Annotated in this window: 10 protein-coding genes; all 10 read right to left on the bottom strand. The window is 72.9% G+C overall.

Annotated features, from left to right (window positions below; translation table 11 throughout):
• Positions 1–12: 12 nt before the first annotated feature.
• On the bottom strand, positions 13–1,074 hold the full coding sequence (locus ABT295_RS15415; protein WP_352395278.1) for a threonine aldolase family protein: 1,062 nt from the start codon (positions 1,072–1,074) through the stop codon (positions 13–15).
• 20 nt (positions 1,075–1,094) lie between these two features.
• The gene (locus ABT295_RS15410; protein WP_352395277.1) at positions 1,095–1,805 is read right to left on the bottom strand and encodes an SDR family oxidoreductase; all 711 of its coding nucleotides are present in this window, start codon (positions 1,803–1,805) and stop codon (positions 1,095–1,097) included.
• Complete coding sequence (locus ABT295_RS15405; RefSeq protein ID WP_352395407.1) at positions 1,802–3,133, bottom strand: DUF6421 family protein; 1,332 nt, start codon at positions 3,131–3,133, stop codon at positions 1,802–1,804. The genes ABT295_RS15410 and ABT295_RS15405 overlap by 4 nt, the downstream gene beginning before the upstream one ends.
• Before the next feature lie 855 nt (positions 3,134–3,988).
• Positions 3,989–4,264 carry a WXG100 family type VII secretion target gene (locus ABT295_RS15400; RefSeq protein ID WP_352395276.1) on the bottom strand — a complete coding sequence of 92 codons (276 nt, stop codon included), beginning with the start codon at positions 4,262–4,264 and terminating at the stop codon, positions 3,989–3,991.
• A 63-nt stretch (positions 4,265–4,327) separates the two neighbouring features.
• Entirely contained in the window at positions 4,328–4,603 is a 276-nt protein-coding gene (locus ABT295_RS15395; RefSeq protein ID WP_345505578.1) for a WXG100 family type VII secretion target, read from the bottom strand.
• Between the two features lie 213 nt (positions 4,604–4,816).
• Positions 4,817–9,217, bottom strand: coding sequence for a type VII secretion EssC family protein (locus ABT295_RS15390; protein ID WP_352395275.1), 4,401 nt, complete (start codon positions 9,215–9,217; stop codon positions 4,817–4,819).
• Positions 9,214–11,913, bottom strand: a complete 2,700-nt coding sequence (locus tag ABT295_RS15385; protein WP_352395274.1) for a transglutaminase family protein — start codon at positions 11,911–11,913, stop codon at positions 9,214–9,216. Before ABT295_RS15385 ends, ABT295_RS15390 begins: the two co-directional genes overlap by 4 nt.
• On the bottom strand, positions 11,910–13,370 hold the full coding sequence (locus ABT295_RS15380; protein ID WP_352395273.1) for a DUF58 domain-containing protein: 1,461 nt from the start codon (positions 13,368–13,370) through the stop codon (positions 11,910–11,912). Before ABT295_RS15380 ends, ABT295_RS15385 begins: the two co-directional genes overlap by 4 nt.
• Positions 13,371–13,399: 29 nt before the next feature.
• Complete coding sequence (locus tag ABT295_RS15375) at positions 13,400–14,410, bottom strand: AAA family ATPase (RefSeq protein WP_352395272.1); 1,011 nt, start codon at positions 14,408–14,410, stop codon at positions 13,400–13,402.
• A 92-nt stretch (positions 14,411–14,502) separates the two neighbouring features.
• Positions 14,503–19,767: an Ig-like domain-containing protein gene (locus ABT295_RS15370; RefSeq protein WP_352395271.1), complete on the bottom strand. Its 5,265-nt coding sequence runs from the start codon at positions 19,765–19,767 to the stop codon at positions 14,503–14,505.
• Between the last annotated feature and the right edge of the window lie 235 nt (positions 19,768–20,002).

The raw sequence follows: 20,002 nt of genomic DNA, 5'->3' as shown, positions 1-20,002 counted from the left end.
CCGCGGGGCGGGTCAGGCGCCGAGCAGCCGCCGCAGCTCCCCGACGAACGCGTCGACGTCGGCCTCGGTCGTGTCCCACGAGCACATCCAGCGCACCTCGCCGGTCGCCGGGTCCCAGTCGTAGAACCGGAAGCGTTCGCGCAGGGCGTTCGCCACGTCGCGGTCGAGCACGGCGAAGACGGCGTTGGACTGCACCGGGCGCTGGATCGCCACCCCGGCGAGCTCGCCGACGCCCGCGGCGAGGCGGCTCGCCATCGCGTTCGCGTGCGTGGCCGACCGCAGCCAGAGGTCGCCCTCGTAGAGCGCGACGAGCTGCGCCGACACGAACCGCATCTTCGAGGCGAGCTGCATCGAGAGCTTGCGCACGTGCACGAGCCCGAGCGACGGGTCGGCGGCGAGCTCGGGGTCGACGACGACGACCGCCTCGGCCGCGAGGGCGCCGTTCTTCGTGCCGCCGAGGCTGACGACGTCGACGCCGGCCTCGCTCGTGAAGGCCGAGAGGTCGGTGCCGAGCGTGGCCGCGGCGTTCGCGATGCGGGCGCCGTCGAGGTGCACGCGCATGCCGAGGGAGTGGGCGTGGTCGGCGATCGCCTTGACCTCGGCGGGCGTGTAGCAGGTGCCGAGCTCGGTCGTCTGGGTGATGGAGACGACGAGGGGCTGGGCGCGGTGCTCGTCGCCGAAGCCCCAGGCCTGGCGGTCGACGAGCTCGGGCGTCAGCTTGCCGTCGGAAGTCGGCACGGAGAGCAGCTTGATGCTGCCCATCCGCTCCGGGGCACCGCCCTCGTCGGTGTTGATGTGCGCCGTCTCGGCGCAGACGACGGCGCCCCAACGGGGCAGCAGCGCCTGGAGCGCGACGACGTTGGCCCCCGTGCCGTTGAACACGGGCCACGTGACGGCGCCGGCGCCGACGTGGCCGGCGACGACCTCCTGCAGCCGCGCGGTGTACGCGTCCTCGCCGTAGGCGATCTCGTGCCCGCCGTTGGCGTCGGCGAGCGCGGCGAGCACCTCGGGGTGCAGGCCGGCGTAGTTGTCGGAGGCGAAGCCGCGCTTCTCGCGGTCGTGCAGGGTGGTCACGAGATCCTCTTCGTCGGGATTCAGGCGGTGGTCGGCCAGAGCTCGACCCGGCGGCCGTTGAGCTCGGCGGCGTCGGTGTCGAGCAGGCCCACGAGCCAGTCGGCCAGGGCAGCCGGCGTCGTGGCCGTCCTGCCGCTGCCGATCCACTTCACCACACCGGTCACGGCGGCCGAGCCGGGGGTGGCCTCCGCGGCGGCGAAGGAGTCGGCGAGCGCGCGCAGCCACGTCTCGGCCGCCGCCTTCGCGCTTGCGTAGGCGGCGTTGCCCGCCGTCGGGGCGCCGGCCGCGGCCGCGCTGACGATGGCGACGCGCCCGCGGCCCGAGGCGAGCAGCGCGTCGTGGAGGGCGATCGTCGTGTGGCGCAGCGTGTCGACGAGGTTGCCCGACAGCTCGCGCCACTGCTCGTCGGTCGAGTCGGTGAACCGGTCGGTGCCCGCCCAGCCGCCGACGAGGTGGAAGAGCGCGTCGACCCGGCCGCACGCGGCGACGACGTCGTCGGCGAGCGCCCGCACGGCGTCGCCGTCGCGCAGGTCGCAGACGCGGGTGTCGAGCAGCTCGGCCCGCGAGGCGTCACCGCCCACGAGCTCGTCCCCCAGCGCACCGAGCGAGGACTCGTCACGGCCGACGGCGACGACCCGGTGGCCCTGCCCGAGCAGGGCCGCGCAGGTGGCCCGCCCGGTGGCACCGGTGGCGCCGGTGACGACGACGACCCGCGACGCGCCGCCCGTCACGCGCTCGCCCCGGTGATGCCGGCCGTCGACTCGATGACGGTCTTCATCTTCTTGTTCAGGGCCTCGTAGAACATCGAGAGCGGGAACTCGTCGGGCAGCACCTGGTCGGTCAGGCCCTTCGGCGGGCCGTCGAGCGGCAGCGCCGAGAGGTCGCCCGAGCGGTGCCGCGCCCACGCCGACATCGGGTGCGGGGTGAGCACCGAGGCGACGAGGTCGTAGGCGGCGAGCCAGTGCGCGACCTTCGGGCGGTCGATGGAGCGCCAGTAGAGGTCCTCGACCGCGCGGCCCAGCTCGAGCACCGGCTCGGCCACGCGCTCCCACTCGACGGTGAGGCGGTTGTCGGTCCAGTGCAGCACGCCCTTCTGGTGCAGCCAGGCGAAGAGCAGCTGGCCACCGAGGCCGTCGTAGTTGCGGGTGCGGTCGCCCGTGATGGCGAAGCGGAAGATGCGGTCGAAGAGGATGGCGTACTGCACGTGCCGGGCGTACGGGTGGCCCTGGGCCTCGAGCGCGACGGACTCGCGGAAGGCGGTGAGGTCGCAGCGCAGCTCCTCGAGCGAGTAGAGGAAGTACGGCATCCGCTGCTTGATCATGAAGGGGTCGAACGGCAGGTCGCCGTGCATGTGGGTGCGGTCGTGGATGAGGTCCCACATGACGAACGCGCGCTCGGCGAGCTGCTGGTCGGCGAGCAGGCGGGCGGCGTCCGGCGGCAGGGAGAGGCGCGTCACGGCGGCGGCCTCCGAGACGACCCGGCGGAAGCGGGCGGCCTCGCGGTCGGCGAAGATGCCGCCCCACGTGAAGGTCGGGATCTCGCGCATGGCGACCGTCTCGGGGAAGAGCACGGCCGAGTTCGTGTCGTAGCCGGCCGTGAAGTCGAGGAAGCGGATCGGCAGGAAGAGCTTGTTGCTGTAGTCGCCGGCCTCGAGGTCGGCGACGAAGTCGGGCCAGATGACCTCGAGCAGGACGGCCTCGACCTGGCGGTGCGGGTTGCCGTTCTGGGTGTACATCGGGAAGACGACGAGGTGCACGAGGCCGTCGGTGCGCTGCTGAGCGGGGGCGAAGGCCACGAGGGAGTCGTAGAAGTCGGGCACGGCGAAGCCGCCGTCGGCCCAGCGGCCGAAGTCCTTGACGAGGGCCTCGAGGTAGTCGGCGTCGTGCGCCAGCTGCGGGGCGAGCGCCTCGATGCCGGCCACGACCCGGCCGACGTGGGCGGCCGCGGCCGCGTGGTCGGACGTCTCGGGCACCGAGCCGTCGGTGGCCTGCAGGGCGCGCAGGTCGGTGACGGCGGCCTTGAGCCCGGCCCAGGCGTCCGACGCGACGAGGGGGTGCACCGGTCCGGCGACGGCACCGGCCGCACGCGCGGCTCGAGGCGCGACGTGGCACACGGCGTTGTGGACGAGCTCGGCGAACGACGTCTCGCCCGAAGCCGGTCCGGCGTCGACGGCGAGCACGACGACGCGGGCGTCACCGAGCTCGGTGACGGCTGCGACGGCACGCCCGTCGGCCGCGAGGAGCGGTCGGGCGGGCGCCTTGAGGTCGAACGAGCCGGTGGCGCCCAGCGTCGTGACCTCCACGCGGGCCAGCAGGTCCTCGCCCACCTCGGTGTCACGCTCGATCCGCACGGCCGGTCCGGGGGCGCCGGTGGACACCTCGGCGCGCAGCGCCACGCCGGGAAGGCCCAGCCCCGCCCCGGCGGCGCGCTCACCCGCGGCAGCGGTGAGCAGCACGAGGCCGCGGCCGGTCGCGAGCGCCTCGCGCACGGCACCCTCGCCCGCGGTCGCGGCGTCGAGCACGAGCACGTCGGCCTCGGCGGCGGGGGTGACCTCGGCGCCGCGGTGGGTGAGGGCGGGGGCGAGACCGGGACGGTCGGCGGCGACGGCCACGCGGGGGAAGAGGTTCATGGGGGCACTCCTGTCCAGCAGAAACTTCGGCGTTGATGCGTTCTTGACGAAGAATCTACGGCCTTCAGGGCACCCAAGGCGAATTCATGCCGTATGCCGTGACCGCCGCCACACCGTCGCCCACCGTCCACGCCCCGGGAGCGTGCGGTGTGGCGTGTGGTGGGTCGTGCGGTGGAGCGTGCGGTGGGCCGGTCCGGGCAGCGGAAAGGGTGGCCGTTCCTCCCCTGAGGGAACGACCACCCTGCCGCGTGGTGCGGGCGAGCGAGGCTCAGCCCCGCACCGAGCTCACTTCGACGACGTCTGCTTCTGCGTCTCGGCGTTGGTCTTGCACTTCTTGCCCATCGCGTCGAGCTTGTCGCCGGCGGCCGAGACGACCTGGCGCTGGCCGTGCCAGTCGCTCTGGAACTGCTCGGCGTCGGTGCCGCCCCAGTTGCCCTTGATCGTGTTGACGGCCCCGTTGACGGCGTCGACGATGCTGTCGAGCTCGCCCTTGTAGCCGACGAGCTTGTCGCCGGACGCGGACACCGCGTCCGCGTTCATGCCCTTCTTGTAAACAGCCATGTCAGTTCCCCTTCGAAAAGTCTGCGTGAGTGGTTCGGTCGATGATCGGGTCGAGCGGGTCGATCAGTACTGCGAGGAGGTGCTGCGCTGCTGCGAGACCTCGTGGTCGATCGTCGACTTCATCTCCGTGAGCAGCTTCTGCGCCTTCTGCAGCTCGGGACGGTGCGTGCCGGTCCACTCCTGCTCGAACTGCTTGGAGTCGTCACCCTGCCAGTTCGCCTTGAGGGACTCGACCTCCTGGTCGACCTTCGTGATGAGCTTCTGGATGGCCTCCGCCTGCTGCTGCAGGACGTTGCCCTGGGCGTTGACCTCATCGTCGTTCATTCCGAGCCAAGCCATGACCTTCTCCTTTGCCTGTGTTCCCCCGACTGATTCGGGAAGTTCTCCTCCGGACCAACCGTTCAGGCCCGCGCTGTGCAACTCCTCGACGTCCGCGACCCTCCGGGGGTTTCGTCCCGATGGCGGCTTTCGTCGACAAGCAAAAACCTAAGTGACGCTCCCCCGGGTGTCGATGGGGAGCACTCCCCACCTACTCCCCACCGGCTACCCGCCTCACGGACGACCGACCTGGAGCAGCTCGAACTTGCCCTTCTCCACGACGAACCCGCGGCCCGGAGGCAGCTCGGCGCGGTTGAGCGGGGGCAGGTTGGCCTTGAAGACCGAGAGCCCCTCGTTGCCGTCGGGGTGCAGCGCGAGCCCGGACCGGGAGGTCTTGAGCAGCGCCTGCAGCCCGAAGTTGCTGCTGAAGAAGGCCGCCTCGCCCTCGGCGACGACGAGCTGGTCGTTGTCGACGCAGGCCTTGGCCAGCGCCGTGAGGGCGTTCTCGGCACCCGCCGGCGCGAGGTCGTCGATGCGCTCGACGAAGACCGCGACGGGACGCGTCGTGCGGCCCTGCTCGATCTCGTCGGCGAGCCGCTTCGCGAGCGCCGTGCTCGCCTCGCCGCCCACGGCCGTCTCGGCCCAGATGCCGAGGTCGAGCAGCTCGGAGGAGCGGCGCGGCGTCAGCAGGTAGAGCGCCGAGGCCGAGCTGAACCGGTAGAGCCCGGCCGCCACGGCCGCCACCGCCGTCGTGCGGCCCGACCCCGAGGGGCCGGTGATGACGAAGGTCCCCTTCGGGTCGAAGCCGTGCGGCTCGAGGCTGGAGCTCGCGACCCCGACGACCGGCCGGCCGCCGTGCTCCGGCGGCAGGTCGGCGAGCGGGATGTCCTCGGCCAGGCTCTCGATCGGCAGGGCCTCGCTCACGCCGGCCTTGCGGGTCGCGTCGGCGAAGGCCGCGACCGCGGCGGCCTGCACCGTGACGTCGGAGGAGCCGCCGAGCACCGCGACCTGCACCTCGGAGCCGGCCATCAGCCCGCGCCCGGGTGGCGACGACATCGTCAGCACGTCGCCCGGCACGCCGAAGACCGAGTAGTCGTCGACGGCGCTCATGCGCAGGATGATCCGGCCCTGCACGGCGGCCGCGAGGTTCGTCGGCAGACCGGTGCGCTGGTCAGACGCGATGACGAAGTGCACGCCCACGGGACGGCCGTCGGCCGCGAGGCCGGCGAGCAGGTCGAGCCACTGGAACCGCCCGCCCACCTCGTAGGCCTGCCGGAAGGCGGTCATGTTGTCGATGAGCACGAGGATGCGCGGCTCGTCGGGCCGGCCGGCGAGGCGCCGGTAGTCGGTGATCGTCGCGGCGCTGACCCCGGAGTAGCGCGACGCGCGCTCGTCGATCGTCGCGCGCAGCATCCGCAGCAGTCGCGTGACCCGCTCGTGGTCGCCGCCCGGCACGATCGAGCCGACGTGCGGCAGCGCCTCCAGCATCGCGAGACCGCGGTTGCCGAAGTCGAGGCCGTAGACGTGGCAAGGACCGCCGCGCACCGTGTAGCCGGCCGCGACCGCGATCGAGCGCAGGAAGACCGACTTGCCCGAGCCCGACGTGCCGTAGATCGCGATGTTGCCCTCCTTGTCGGGGCGGAACGCGACCTCGGGCTGGGCCTGGTTGTCGGGGTCGTCGGCCACGCCGAAGACGAGCTCGTCGTCGCGCCGCTGCGTCGGCAGGGTGGCGAGGTCGTATACGGCCCGCATGTCGGGCAGCCACGGCTGGCGCGGCTTGGGCAGCTCGGCCATCCGGGCCGCGCGCCCGAGCGTGCCGACGAGGCGCTGGATGTCGGTGGGGCCGAGGTCGACCTCGTCGTCGCCGCCGACCCGCTGCGGCGGGTCCCACAGGGTGCCGGCGCCGAAGACGAGCGTCTCGACCTTCATGTCGGGCGGCGGCGGCACGTCGGAGGTCCACCCGCCGGCATACCCGGCCTGGAAGGGGACGAGCCGGCCGGGGCCGGTCTTGCTGACGGCGCGACCCGGCAGGGCGGGGTCGAAGAACGCGGCCTCCTTGGAGCCGAGCACGTCGTCGGAGTCGTTCTCGTCGGCCATCCGCAGCGCCATGCGCAGGTTGGTGTTGGCGCGCAGGTTGTCCTTGATGACGCCGGCGGGCCGCTGCGTGGCGAGGATGAGGTGCAGCCCGAGCGAGCGCCCGCGCTGGGCGACGTTGACGACGCCGTCGACGAACTCCGGCACCTCCTGGACAAGCGCCGCGAACTCGTCGACGACGATGATGAGCGACGGCGGGGCGTCGACCTCGCCGCGGCGCTCGAGCTCGACGAGGTCCTTCGCCTTGTGCCGGGCGAGCAGGTGCTCGCGGTGGTGCAGCTCGGCCGCCAGCGAGGCGAGCGCGCGCCGCACGAGGTGGGGCGAGAGGTCGGTGACGAGGCCCACCGTGTGCGGCAGCTTGACGCAGTCGCGGAAGGCCGAGCCACCCTTGTAGTCGACGAGCAGGAAGGTGACCCGCTGCGGCGAGTGTGCGGCGGCCATGCCGAGGATCCACGCCTGCAGCAGCTCGGACTTGCCGGCACCCGTCGTGCCGCCGACGAGCGCGTGCGGGCCGTCGGAGCGGATGTCGACCGAGAAGGTGCCCTGGCTGGACTGGCCGACGACGGCGCGCAGGTTGCCCGGCTTGCGGGGCAGCACGGCCGGCGCGAACGGGCCGGTGAGGATGGAGCGCGACTCGCCCCACTTCTCGATGACCGCCTCCTCCGAGCTCGCGAGGTCGGTGCCGGTCAGGGTGAGCAGCGAGACCGAGCGGGGCAGGTCGCTCGCGTCCTCGACCGGCACGCCCGCGTCGACGACGGGGGCGAGCTGGCGGGCGCAGGCGAGGGCCTCGTCGTAGCCGACCCGGTCGACCGCGACGGGCTGCACCGACTGCCCGGCGTGCACGTAGCCGGCGAGCGAGGTGTGGTCGTCGCTGACGACGAGGAAGGTCTGGCAGGCGGCCGGCAGCAGCTGCTGGCTCTCGGCGACCCAGACGACGACGACGCCCGCCCGGTGCCCGCGCTCGGCGAGGGCGACGAGGCGGCTGCGGTCGATGGGGGCGTCGCCCTCGACGAGGACGATCACGGCGGGGCGGGCTGCCGTCGCGTCCTCGCGCTCCTGCGGGCTGCCCTTGGCGTCGACGATGTCCTCGAGCGCGTCGGCGAGCGCCGAGCACGCCGGCGCGCTCGCCGCCAGGTGGTCGACCTCGACGGGGCTGTGCGGCGACGTCGTGTGCGGCAGCCACTTGAGGAAGTCCCAGTCGCGCGCGGAGCTGCCCGAGGCGAACGCGCACACGGCGAGCTCGGCGGGCGAGTGGAGGGCGGCCGCCTGCAGCACGACCGACCGGGCGGCCCCGAGCGCGTTGGCGCGGGCGCCCGCGATGCCGATCGCGCCGGCGAGCAGGGGCGTCGCGACGACGGGCACGTCGGGCACGACCTCGAGGCCGCTCAGCTGCTCGCTCACGGCGTACCAGGCCTCGGCCTTGCTGCGGCCGACCGCGGGCATCTTGATCGACGAGCGCGAGGCCAGGGTGCCGAGGCCGAGGCGCACCTCGGCGAAGCCGTTGCCGTCGCGTCGGCGCGTCCACAGCAGGGCGCTGCGGTCGCGCACGGCGGTCAGGGCGTCCTCGCCGCTGGGGTGCTCGCCGCGGCGCACCCGGCCCTCCTGCTCGAGCGAGCCACGGATGCGCTGGGCGAGGATGCCGAGGTCCTCGTTGAAGTCGACCATCGCCTGGGCGAAGTCCTTCTTCTGCTGGCGCCGGGCCTCGTAGAAGGTGCCGGCCATCATCATCGGCATCATCAGCATGAAGATGATCGAGAACGCGCTGCGGGTGATGAGGAACATGACGATGCCCATGAGCAGCGGCACGACCATGGCGACGACCGGCAGCGGCATGAGCTTGCCGCGCTCGGGCAGGTCGGGCACCTGGAACTCCTGGCCCGCGAAGAGCGGGGCCACGCGCGGCGAGCGCGAGAACGCGACGACGCCGGCGTCGCCGGAGAGCACGCCGCTGCCGGGCCGGCTGACCGCGCCGTCGCCGACGAGGTGCACCTCGAGCTCGGTGTCGCCGAGCCGCACGACGTCGCCGCTCTTGAGCTGGGCGCGCGTCACCTGCTGGCCGCCCGCCGTGATGCCGTTGGCCGAGCCGAGGTCGACGACCTCGACGACCTCGCCGACGACGAGCTTCGCGTGCTGCCGGCTCACCGACTCGTCGGTGAGCCGGATCTCGCACCCGCGCCCCCGGCCGATGTAGGCCGTCCCGCGCGCGAGCGGGACCTCGGTGCCGGCCTCCGGCCCGGACCGGATGTAGGCGACCGCGGCCGGCCGCCCCCGGTCGACGAACCCCTCGCCCGCCCGCGTCACCGAGACGCGCATGCCCGACTGCAGGCCGCTCTCGGTCACGGTGGCGCGGGGGTCGAGGGCCCGCAGGTCCTGGTCGACGAGCGCGAGGGTCATCGCCTGCTCCAGGCCGAGGGCGCTCGAGCGGTGCGGGTCGGCCGCCGCCAGGTGGGCGGCGAGGTCGCCCACCGTGGTCGCCGAGTCCGTCGTCGCGACGAGGTCGGTCTCGCGGTCGCCCGACCGCAGGACGAACTTCAGCTTCACGCGTCCTTGCCCTTCCGTGCTGCACGAGCACTCGTCGCCGCGGGCGCCGCGGTGCCGACGCCCGCCTTCGCGCCCCGAGCGCCCCGAGCGCCCCGGGCGCCCCGGGTGCCCCGGGTGCCCCCGGTGCCTTCGCCGGGCTGCTGCGGTCCGCCCTGGCGGCGCGAGGTGCGCGCGAGGGCAGGACCGAGGCCGGCCCCAGAGGGCAGGTGGTCACGGAAGGTGCGCAGGGACACGTCGCCGCGCACCTTCTGCCAGAAGCCCTGCTCCGCGCGGATCCGCCTGCGCGCCGTCTCGACGTCGGCCCAGAAGGCGTCGACCTCCTCCGCCGTCGGCTCGGTGACGTCGAAGACGTGCCCGTTGGCCGAGGCGGCGAGCGGCACCAGCGCCAGCGACGTCGCCGGCGCGGCGGGAGGAGCAGCCGGCGGGACCGGTGCGCCCATGAGCGCGCCGTCGACGACGGGGCTCGGCTTCTCGGGCGCGGGTCCGTGCACGTGCTCCTCCAGGGCCCGGGCCTGCTCGAGCCGGGTGCCCTTGACGGGCAGCGGGATCCGCAGGTCACGCGCGGTGTCGACGACCTCGCGCCACCCGCTGCTGACCCGGCCGGCGGTGCCGCCCGTCGTGCGCCGACGCCGTCGCCTCAGCCACTTGGCGAAGCGGATGGCGCCGTAGACGAGCAGCAGGACGAGCGCGGGGCCGACGAGGAAGAAGACGAGGTAGCGCAGCCAGTCCGGCCAGTTGTCCGGGTCGAGCGGGTTCTTGTCGTCCTTCGGCGGGTTCTTCAGCTGCGTGGCGTTCTGGGCCTGGTCGGGGCCCTGCAGGACGCTCGGCGGGTTGTTCGCCGACGGCGGCGGCACCTGGGCGCCGGTCTTCTTCTCCTCGGACTTCTGGATCAGCTGCTGGGGCTTCTTGTTGCGGTCCGGCACGAACTGCTTCCAGTAGATCGGCTGCCAGGAGCCGTCGGCCTTGGCCACCTCGACCCACGCGTGGACGTCCTTGCCCTTGACGACGCCGGCGGCATCGGGCTCGGCCCCCAGGACGACCCGGGCCGGGACGCCGAGGCGGTTGGCCACGAGCGCCAGCGCGGCGGCGAACTGCTCGTCGTTGCCGGCCAGCTGCGTCGCCTTCATGAACTGCGTCATCCGCCGAAGGCTGTGGCCCGGCAGGAAGACGTTCTGGTAGTCGCCGGGGGCGCCACCGTCGGTGTAGGCGCCGTCCTGCATGGCCTTGGCGACGGCGACGACCTTCTGCCACTGGCCGTCGACCCGGTCGGTCCACGGGGCGATCTTGTCGTCGAGGAACGTGAGGTTCTGGCTGTCGACGACCGTTCCGTCGGCGACGTCGAGCTCCGCCGGCAGCCTGGCGTCGATCTTCTCGGCCAGCGCGCTGACGGTGTACGTGTCGCCCGCCTGCAGCTTCTCGGGCAGCACACCGGTGTTGGTGTCGACGTTGAAGCGCAGGTCATCGGAGAGCTGGTCGCCCCGCGGCCCACCGAACTCGAGGCCGGTGACGGTGCCGAACGTCGGCAGCCACACGTCGTCGTAGCCGGCGGCCGGCACGCTGACCGTCGCCGTCACCGGGTCGCCGGTGCCCTCGGCCGCGATGTGGCTGCCGACCTTGCGGAACCCCGTGCCGTCGGGGACGTCGCCGGTGCCGTCGTTGGCGAACGTGCCGGCGCCCCAGACGAAGCCGTCGTAGGTGTCGAGCGCGGCGATGCGCACCGGCACCCCGGCCGGCAGGCCCTTGACCGTGAGCAGCGTCTTGTCGAAGAGCTCGGCGCCGTTGGGCTCGGTGTACTGGCGGAAGCCGGCGAGCGGCGACGAGTACTGCGTGACGTCGAACGGCGGGACGAGGGCGGAGCGGAAGACGGTGCGCTCGGTGCCGTCGGCGCCCGGCAGGTGCGGCCCGACGAAGAAGCCGCCGACGGTGGCCGCGGCGAGCAGCGCTGCCGTCGTGACGGCGCGCGTCGTGCGGCCGGCGCCGTTCTGGAGCGCGGGACGGTTGCGGTTGCTGCGCAGCGCCGTCCAGCCGATCGCGACGAGCGCGAAGACGGCGCCCTGGAGCAGCACGGCGGCCGGCGTCAGGGTGCCGAGGACGATCGAGGCGACGAGGAGCAGCACCGGGGCGACGAGCGCTGTGACGGCGCCGGGCCATCGCCGGGCGACGCCGTAGGTGAGCGCGGCGCCGACGAGGCCGAAGAGGAAGGGCAGCGCCATGTAGGGGCCCTCCGAGTCGACCGGGGGCAGCGCGGTGAGCAGCTCCTTCCAGCCCGGCACGGCCATGTGCACGAGCGTCGAGAAGCTCTGTCCCGAGGGGACGAAGCCCACGAGGAGGTCCTCGCGCACCGCGACCGGTCCCCCGAGGAGGAGGTATGCCGCCGCGACCGCGAGCAGGGTGACGACCCCGGGTGCCCGGAACGTCGCCGTCACGTGCGAGACGAGCAGGCCGAGCGCGAGGCCCGCGAGCCCGACCCAGAGCCAGCCGAGGCCGAAGAAGGTGGTGCGGAAGCCGACGAGGGCCAGGCCCACGAGCACGAGGGTGAACCCGGCGTCGACGAGGTGCGCGACAGCCGGGCGCAGGCGCCCGAGCTGGGTGCGCAGCCGCTCGGCCACCGTCGGTGGCGTGACGAGCGCGGAGGGCGGCGGGGCCGAGATCGACCCGGTGGGCCCAGCGGGCCCGGTGGGCGTCGGGGAGCTCATCGGGCCACCCCTGAGACGAGAAGCATGCGGAGGTCCTCGAGTGTGCGCAGGGTGAGGATGACGAGGCCACCCCCGTGTCGGATGCCGTGGTCGGCCTGCGGGTCGATGACGACGACGACGCGCGTCACCTCCGGCTGGAACTGGCCGGCCGCACGCTGCAGGTCGATGAGCGGCCGGTGCGGGCCGGTCACGAGAAAGCAGGTGCTCGTGTCGGGGGCGAGGTCGGCGGCGTCGAGCGAGGTGGCGAAGAGGTCGACGGGACCGGGCTCGACGCGGGACATCGCGTCGAGGCCGACCTGCGGCACCGACTTCGTCACCTTCTGCGCGCCGCAGACGATCGTGCAGTCCTGCTCGTCGAGCATGACGCGCACCATGATCGAGCTGCCGACCGAGATGGCTGTCTCGACGTCGCGCTGGATCGCGGTCGGGGCGTTGGCGGCCATGACGTCGCGCTCGACGTCGCGGTCGGTCTGACCGGTCTTGCCGTGTCCCGAGCGGTACTGCTCCGGATCGGGGTCGACGATGACGGTCACGTGCGACCGGCGCGTGTCGAGGAACTGGCGCACGAGGAGCTTGCCGGCCTTGGCCGAGCTGCGCCAGTGGATGTAGCGGCGGTCGTCGCCGGGCTGGTACTCGCGCAGCGCGTGGAAGGCGAGGTCGCTCATCGAGACGTCCTCGGTGGTGCTGCCCTCGAGGTCGCGGAGCAGGCCGGCGCCGAGCGACTCGAGGGCGACCGTGCGGGGGTGGACGAACAGCTCGGTGCGCTCGGTCCACGTCAGCTGGCGGCGCATCAGCCCGAGCGGGTCGCCCTGCACGGTCGTGGCCGGACCCACCTGGATGACGCCGCGGCGCGAGGTCGGCACGACGAAGAGCTCCTCGTGGGCGTTGCCCGGCGTCAGGGCCGGCAGCACGAAGCGGGCGGCCGACAGCCCGACGGGCAGCTCGACGAGGATCGGCAGCATCGGCGTGCGCGCCTCGTTCGTGACGAGGATGCGGCCGGTCGCCGGCTCGCCGACGACGACGCGGCGGGGGTCGACCTCGGCGACGATCCGGACCTTGGTGCGGCCGAGCGCGAGCACGAGGCAGATCGCGAAGAGGACCAGGGCCGCGGCCGCCACCATGAGCAGCTCGGTCCAGCCCCACCGGACGCCGACGACCCAGCAGGCCACGCCGAGCGCGAGGATCGTCCAGCCGAGCGGCGAGACCCACCGCAGGATGCCGGCGACCGGCCGCCACACGCCCTCGGTCTGGCCGGCCACCTGCTCGAGGCCGCGCGTCAGCGGCTGCGTGATCTGCCGGATGCCGCGGCTCGTCGTGCCCGACACGGCACGCACGAGCCCACCGGTCTGCGACGGCGCCGACGGCGCTCCCGCGCCGGCGGGCGCGGGCCGGCGTGACGGCATACGGAAGCGGCTGCCACGGCGTGGCCGCGCGGCCTGCTGGTCCTGCTGGGTCATGCGATCCCCTTGGTCGTGTGCGGTCCTGCTCAGGCCGAGGCGCGCTCGGCCGGCGGCGCGATGTCGCCGAGGATCGAGTCGATGACGTGCTCGACGGTCGTGCCGGCGAACTGGGCCTCCGCGCCGAGCAGCAGGCGGTGGCTCAGCACCGGCTCGGCGAGCAGCTTGATGTCGTCGGGGATGACGTAGGTGCGGCCCTGGCTCGCGGCCCACGTCTTGGCGCAGCGCACGTAGGCGAGGCATCCGCGGACCGAGAGGCCGAGCTTGAGCGAGGGGTGGCGGCGCGACTCCTCGGCGATGCGGCTGACGTAGCCGAGGATGGCCGGGTCGACGTGCACCTCGTCGGCGAGCTTGCTCATCTCGACGATGACGTTGCTCGCGATGAGCGGGCTCAGCGTCTTGGCGCGGTCGCGCGTCTTCGCGTCGGCGAGCACGGCGATGGTCGCCTCGTGGTCGGGGTAGCCGACGCTCGCCTTCATGAGGAAGCGGTCGAGCTGGGCCTCGGGGAGGCGGTAGGTGCCGGCCTGCTCGATGGGGTTCTGCGTCGCGATGACCATGAAGGGCTCGCCGACCGAGTGCGGCTTGCCGTCGATGGTGACCCGACCCTCCTCCATGACCTCGAGCAGCGCCGACTGCGTCTTCGGCGAAGCGCGGTTGATCTCGTCTGCGAGCACGATGGTCGCGAAGATCGGGCCGGGGTGGAACTCGAAGCTCTGCTTCGTCGGCTCGTAAATCGTCACGCCGGTGACGTCGGAGGGCAGCAGGTCGGGGGTGAACTGGATGCGGCTGTGCGTGCCCTGCACCGTCGCCGAGAGGGCGCGCGCGAGCTGGGTCTTGCCGGTGCCGGGGAAGTCCTCGAGGAGCATGTGGCCCTCGGAGAGCAGGCAGGTCAGCGCGAGGCGCGTGACGTGCTGCTTGCCGAGGACGGCCTTCTCGATGTTGCCGACGAGCTGGTCGAAGGTGTGCGCGAACCAGGTGACCTGCTCCTGGGTGATCTGCGTGCTCGGCGTGCTGTGCGAGCTCTGGTCGGTGACGCTCATGGTGCGGGTCTCTCCTGTGGTGGTGGGTGGTGCGTGCGTGCTGCGTGCGTGCGTCGGTGGGTGGGGGGATCGGTTCCGGTCGGGCGCCGGGTTCACCAGCCCCAGGGTCTGGCCGTGAACGAGTCGGTGCCGTTGCTGCCCGTGCACTGGACCGTGACGTAGCCGTTGCCGAAGCCGTAGAACTTCGTCGACTCGTTGGGGCCGTTGGTGGGCTGGTGAGACCCGCGGGTGCCGTCGTCGTAGCTGTACGGGAAGTCGCCGGGATACGTGTCGGTCGTGATGAAGCAGCTGATGTCGCCCTGGAAGTTCGAGAGCGTGTAGCCGATGCGGTAGCAGTCCCCGTTCTCACAGCCCGTGACCGAGCCGGTCCGGGTGCCGTGGTAGACGGAGTCGACCTTGGGCGCGGGCGGGGGCGGCGCGTCGTTCGTGCGGCCCGACACGAAGTCGGTCCACGGACCGGGACCGGAGTCCTGGGCGATGGCGCGCACGCGGATCCGCTTCGACGTCGAGTACGGCAGCCCGTCGAACGTCGTCTCGCGGGTGCCGGCCCCGACCGTGGCGGTGCGGTCGCCGTCGATCTCGTAGCCCGTGACCGGTCGGCCGTTGCTCGAGGCCGCGTCCCACCGGAACGTGATGGTGTGGTCGTCGTGCGACTCGCGCAGGTTCGGCACGCCCTGGGTCTTGCCGTAGGGGGTGATCGACGCGGAGCCCGAGGTCTGGCACAGGCCGGCGCTGTTGCACGTCGTCACCGTGATCGTCTGCGGACCCACGGGCAGCTTGCCCGTCTGCTGCGTGCACGAGCCGGACGCGCAGGCGAAGCTGCCGCTCGCGCCGCTCGAGGTCGAGTACGTGACGCGCTGGCCGCCTCCGGCGTGCGCCGCCCCGATCGAGTAGCTGACCTCGGCCGTCTGGTCGGACCTCGGGGTCGAGGCCCCACCAATGGCCGGCTTGTCGGGGTAGCCGTTGGCCGTGTAGCCGGCGAAGTTGGCCCGGTCGGAGGTCGCCCCGCCGCCGTTGGTGGCTGCCACGGCGTACTGCACCGTCTGGCCCTCGTAGGGGATGGTGTCGCTGACGACACGGGACTGGCCGCCGGAGCGGGTCGCGATGCTCGTCCACGCCCCGCCCCCCGTGCGACGGAAGACCTCGTAGCCGGTGATGGGCGGCCCGTTCGGGTCGGTCGCCGCCCAGCGGATCGTCACCTGCGCGTTCGCGGCCCCCGGCACGGGGTCGCGGGGCGCGAGCTTCGGGGCCGGCACGGCCGCCGGCTTGCCGAACGACTGCGCCTTGACCTGCGGGCCGAACGGGCCGTAGCCGGCGCCGTTCGCGGCCTGCACGCGCACCGCGTAGGCGTCGTTGTTGACGAGCCCGCCCAGCAGCTTGCTGAGCGCCGGGGCTGCCACGGTGGCCTGGCTGGTGGCGCCGGCGTCGCCGCCGATGTTGATCCACTGCACGCGGTAGGTGACGACCGGGCTGCCCTCGTTCTGCGGCTCGGCCCAGCGGACGGTCAGCCGGCGGTCGCCCGGGGTGATGTCGGTGATCGACGTCGCCTTCGGCTTGGTGTCGGGCCGCACCGTGTTGCTCGCCGGGCTGGGGTCGGACCAGCCGACCGCGTTGCGGCTGCGGACGGTGAACGTGTAGTCCTTGCCGTTGGCCAGCCCCTCGACGGTGCAGGGCGCCGCGCTGCACGCGGTGGTGCCCCCACCGGGTCCGACGGCCGTGACCTCGTAGCCCTGGATCGGCAGGCCGCCGTCGTAGGGGGGCGGTCGCCAGTCGACGCGGGCGCTGCTGCCGAGGATGCGGTCGGCGACCGCGACGGGAGCAGCCATCGGGTCGGGCTTGCTGCGCACGCTGACCGAGACCTCGCCCGATGCCGGCGGCCGACCCGGCGCGTCGGTCGCCGAGACGCGGATGCGCGCCTCGCCGCGGCCCCGGTCGGAGGCCGAGACGGTCAGCTGGCAGCCGCGCTGCGACACCGAGACGCCGGTGCCGCTGCGCACGCTCGCCGAGGTGATGGCGCACTGCGGCGCCGACAGCGGGCTGTCGAGGAACTGGGCCAGGTTGACGGTGCGGCTCGTGCCCGCGATGAGCCCCTCGACCCGCACCGGGCGGAGGGTGGCGCCGGGCGGCGAGCTGACGACGCGGACCTTGATCTTGAAGGAGTCGGCGCCCCCGCGGGCCCTGACGGTGACCGAACCGGTCGCGCCCTCCTGCGCGGCGGGCTGGGCCTGCAGCACGACCTGGCGGCCGCCGGCGCCGGCCTGGCTGAGGTCGACCCGGTCGATGCCGGGGTCCCAGCTCGCCTCGTAGCGAGCCGTGCTCGTGTCCATGCCGGTCGGCAGCCACGCGTGGCACAGCCGCGGGATGTCGAAGCTGCGGGCGGGGCCGTCGGCGACGAGGCGGACCTCGTGGCTCGGGCAACGCAGCACCGGCACGTCGGGCCCGATCTGCACCGGCAGCGTGACGTACGTCGTGCGCCCGGCCTTGTCGGACGGGCTGGTCGCGTTGGTGACCTCGAGCATGAGCGCGGCCGGGCCGACGTAGCCGTTCGTCGACGTCAGCCTGAGCTCGGTGCCCGAGACGACGGCGGCCTGGAGGTCCGCCGACGGCGAGGTCGACACGGTGTCGGGCGAGGTGACCTTGACCGTGCCGCCGCGGGGGTCGGTGACGTAGTCGCCGAGAGGGAGCGTCACCGTGGAGTCGGCGCCCATCGTGACGACCTTGCCCTCGACGACGAACGGTGCGCCGTTCGAGCCGGCCGGCACGTAGATGAGTGCCATCGCCGTGGCGCCGTCGGCGTCCTCGATGACGTAGGGCACGACGCGGGCCTGCGGGCGCAGCTGGATGCGCAGCTTGCGCCCCTCGCGGGTCACGCCGTCGCCGACGAACTTCGTGATCTTCAGCGTGGCCTGGTCGCCGTCGAGGTCGCGGTCGTTGGCGAGCGCGTCGACGAGGACGGAGGTGTCGCCCTGCTTGGCGACCGCCGTGTCGTCCACCGCCACGGGCGGGTTGTTGAAGTCCTTCTGGCCGCGGACCGTGAGCGTCGACTTCGACGCGTCGAAGAGGCCGTCGGTGATGCCGTAGGTGAGCACCTTGGCCGGGCCGTCGTCGGGGGCGACGACCTTGAAGGTGTCGTCCTTCTGGCGCTGGAAGTCCTTGAGGACGTCGGGCTCGTTGAGCGTCGACAGGTCGACGAACGAGACCGAGTCGCCGGCGGCGATGAGGTCGTTGGCGAGCACGTCGGCGTGGACCGTGCGGCCCGGTGCCGCCACCACGTCGTCCTCGACGGCGACCGGGGGCTGCGGGTCGCCCGGCTGGACGACCCCGACCCGGACGAAGCCCTCGCTCGTGCCGCCGAAGCGGTCGCGCAGCTCGTAGCGGATGACCTCGGTGCCGGCACTGCGGGGGTAGGCCTCGTAGCGGATCGTCGCCGCGCCGAAGCCGAGCACGCGTCCGAGCTCGAGGTCGACGGCCTGGCCGTCCTCGCCGACGATGCCGCTGACGAAGGTGAGGTCGCCGTCGGGGTCGACGCCGCTCGTCGGCACGGTGATGGAGAGGGTGTCACCGGCCGTGACGCTCGCCGAGAAGCTGCGGGCCGACGGCGGCCGGTTCGGGTTCTTGACGGCATCGGGCAGCGCGTTGATCGTGACCGCGACCCGGCCCGTGACGGCTCGCGCGCGCAGGCCCTCGGGATAGGTCGCGTACTCCAGGATCGCCGACTTCGGGCCGGTCTGGGCGCCCTGCTCCGGCACGTAGCGCACGACGGTGCCCGAGGCGAACGCCTGCCCGCCGCCCGAGAGCACCTTGACGCCCGCGGGGTCCAGCTTGAGCGGGATGCCCTCGCTCATCGAGTCGTTGTCGAGCACCGGGATCGTCACGGCGTCGCCGACCCGCACGGTCGCGACGTCGTCGACGACGGTGGGCAGGACCTTGTCCTTGGGCTCGGGCTTCTGCACGACGGAGAGCTGCCCGACGGCCGTCTTCGTGCCGTCGCTGATCGTGTAGGTGACCGTGCCGCGCCGCTGGGAGCTGCCGTCGAGGGGTGCGGTCGGCTCGACGCGCACCCAGCGGCCCTGCACGACGGAGACCCGGAGCCACGCGTCGCCCGTGACGACCCGCTGCACGACGAGCACGTCGCTGCGGGGGCTGTAGTCGTTGGAGAGCACGTCGGCGATGACCGGCGTCTGGCCGCGCACGACCGCGCTGTCCGGGGTGGCGACCGGCGGCAGGTCGGGCGAGGGGTTCGGCAGGATGTCGACCCGCACCCGCCCGACGCTGACCCCGGAACCGACCTGGGCGGCATACGTGATCGTCGAGGTGCCGGGGGTCTGCCCGGTCACGGTGAGCACGCTCGTGTCGAGGTTCGTGTCGATGGTGAGCTGGCCCGGGCCCTTGACCTCCTGCGCGAGGCGCATGCGCGCCTCGGGGTCGGTCGGGTCGGCGCCGGCGATGTCGTTGCCGAGCGGCTGCAGCTGCACCGGCTTGCCGACGACGGCGCGCAGCACGTCCGGCTGGGTCCTCGGCGGCACCGCCTTGCCGTCCTGCTCGCCCAGCACGTCGAGGGTCACCGAGTCCTTGGCGATACCGCCGCGGCCGTCGTCGACCTGGTACTCGACGACCTGGTCGCCCTTGTCGGCCCTCGCCTTGACGGTGAGCGCACCCGAGCCGTCGACACCCGTGCTCGCGGGGTCGAGGGCGGCGACCTGGATCGGGTCGTTCTCGGCGTCGCGCCAGTCGGCGACGACCCCGACCCGCACCGAGCCGCTCGCGACGACGGGGTACTTCGCGCGGGCCAGCCTGGCCTGACCGGTGCGCAGCCTCGGCGCGGTGTTGACGTCGTCGCCGACGATGCGGACCGTGACCTTGGCCGTGGCGCGGCCGTTCTTGGCGGTCGTGCCGTTGTTGACGGTGTAGTCGAAGGAGAACGACCCGCTCGCCTCCTCCGGCACCGAGACCTGCACGGTCTGGCCGTCCGCCGAGGCGCTCGTGCTGATGCCGTCCTGCGCCGGCTGCGACACGTCGCCCGGCGAGATCGCCAGGATCGAGCCCTGCGAGTCCGAGTCGTTGTCCAGCACGTGCAACGTCGACGTACGACCCGCACGCACCTGCAGGTTGTCCGGCTGCGCCTTCGGCGGCGTGCGACTCACCTCGTCGTCGACGAGGTTCTCGTCCTTCTTCTTGTTCTTGTCATCGGTCTGCGGCGGCGGGATCACCGAGTTCCAGTTGTCGATCTTCACCCGGTTGCGATCGATGTCCCACACGTCACCGGAGTCCAGGTCGTTCAGCACGATCAGCCCACGGTTGACCCGCAGCTTCACCCCGTCGGTGCGCACACCCTTCTTCATCGCCCCCAGGTCCACCGTCGGAGCATCCGCCGGCGAACCACAGTTACGGCCGTAGAACACGTTCGAGGCACCCGCCCACGCCGCATGCACACACCCACCCAGGCGCACCGGAGCCGACAGGAACAGACGATCACCCGCCGAACCACCCGCCGAAACCTGACTCAGCTTCACCCCACCCACCGTCGGCGAGTCACCCGTCAACGACACCTGGCTCAACGCGCCCTCGTCCTGGATCAGCACCGACGCCGCA

Origin of the sequence: Terrabacter sp. NPDC000476 (assembly GCF_040300125.1) — a bacterium.
GTDB lineage: Bacteria > Actinomycetota > Actinomycetes > Actinomycetales > Dermatophilaceae > Terrabacter.
The sequence above is the reverse complement of the archived record's forward strand: the minus strand, read 5'-3'. Positions and strand labels throughout refer to the sequence as shown.

Excerpts from the sequence above, each read along its gene's own strand:
- ABT295_RS15400 (WP_352395276.1), bottom strand. The coding sequence starts at position 4,264 with ATGGCTGTTTACAAGAAGGGCATGAACGCGGACGCGGTGTCCGCGTCC.
- ABT295_RS15395 (WP_345505578.1), bottom strand. The coding sequence starts at position 4,603 with ATGGCTTGGCTCGGAATGAACGACGATGAGGTCAACGCCCAGGGCAAC.
- ABT295_RS15385 (WP_352395274.1), bottom strand. The coding sequence starts at position 11,913 with ATGAGCTCCCCGACGCCCACCGGGCCCGCTGGGCCCACCGGGTCGATC.
- ABT295_RS15380 (WP_352395273.1), bottom strand. The coding sequence starts at position 13,370 with ATGACCCAGCAGGACCAGCAGGCCGCGCGGCCACGCCGTGGCAGCCGC.
- ABT295_RS15375 (WP_352395272.1), bottom strand. The coding sequence starts at position 14,410 with ATGAGCGTCACCGACCAGAGCTCGCACAGCACGCCGAGCACGCAGATC.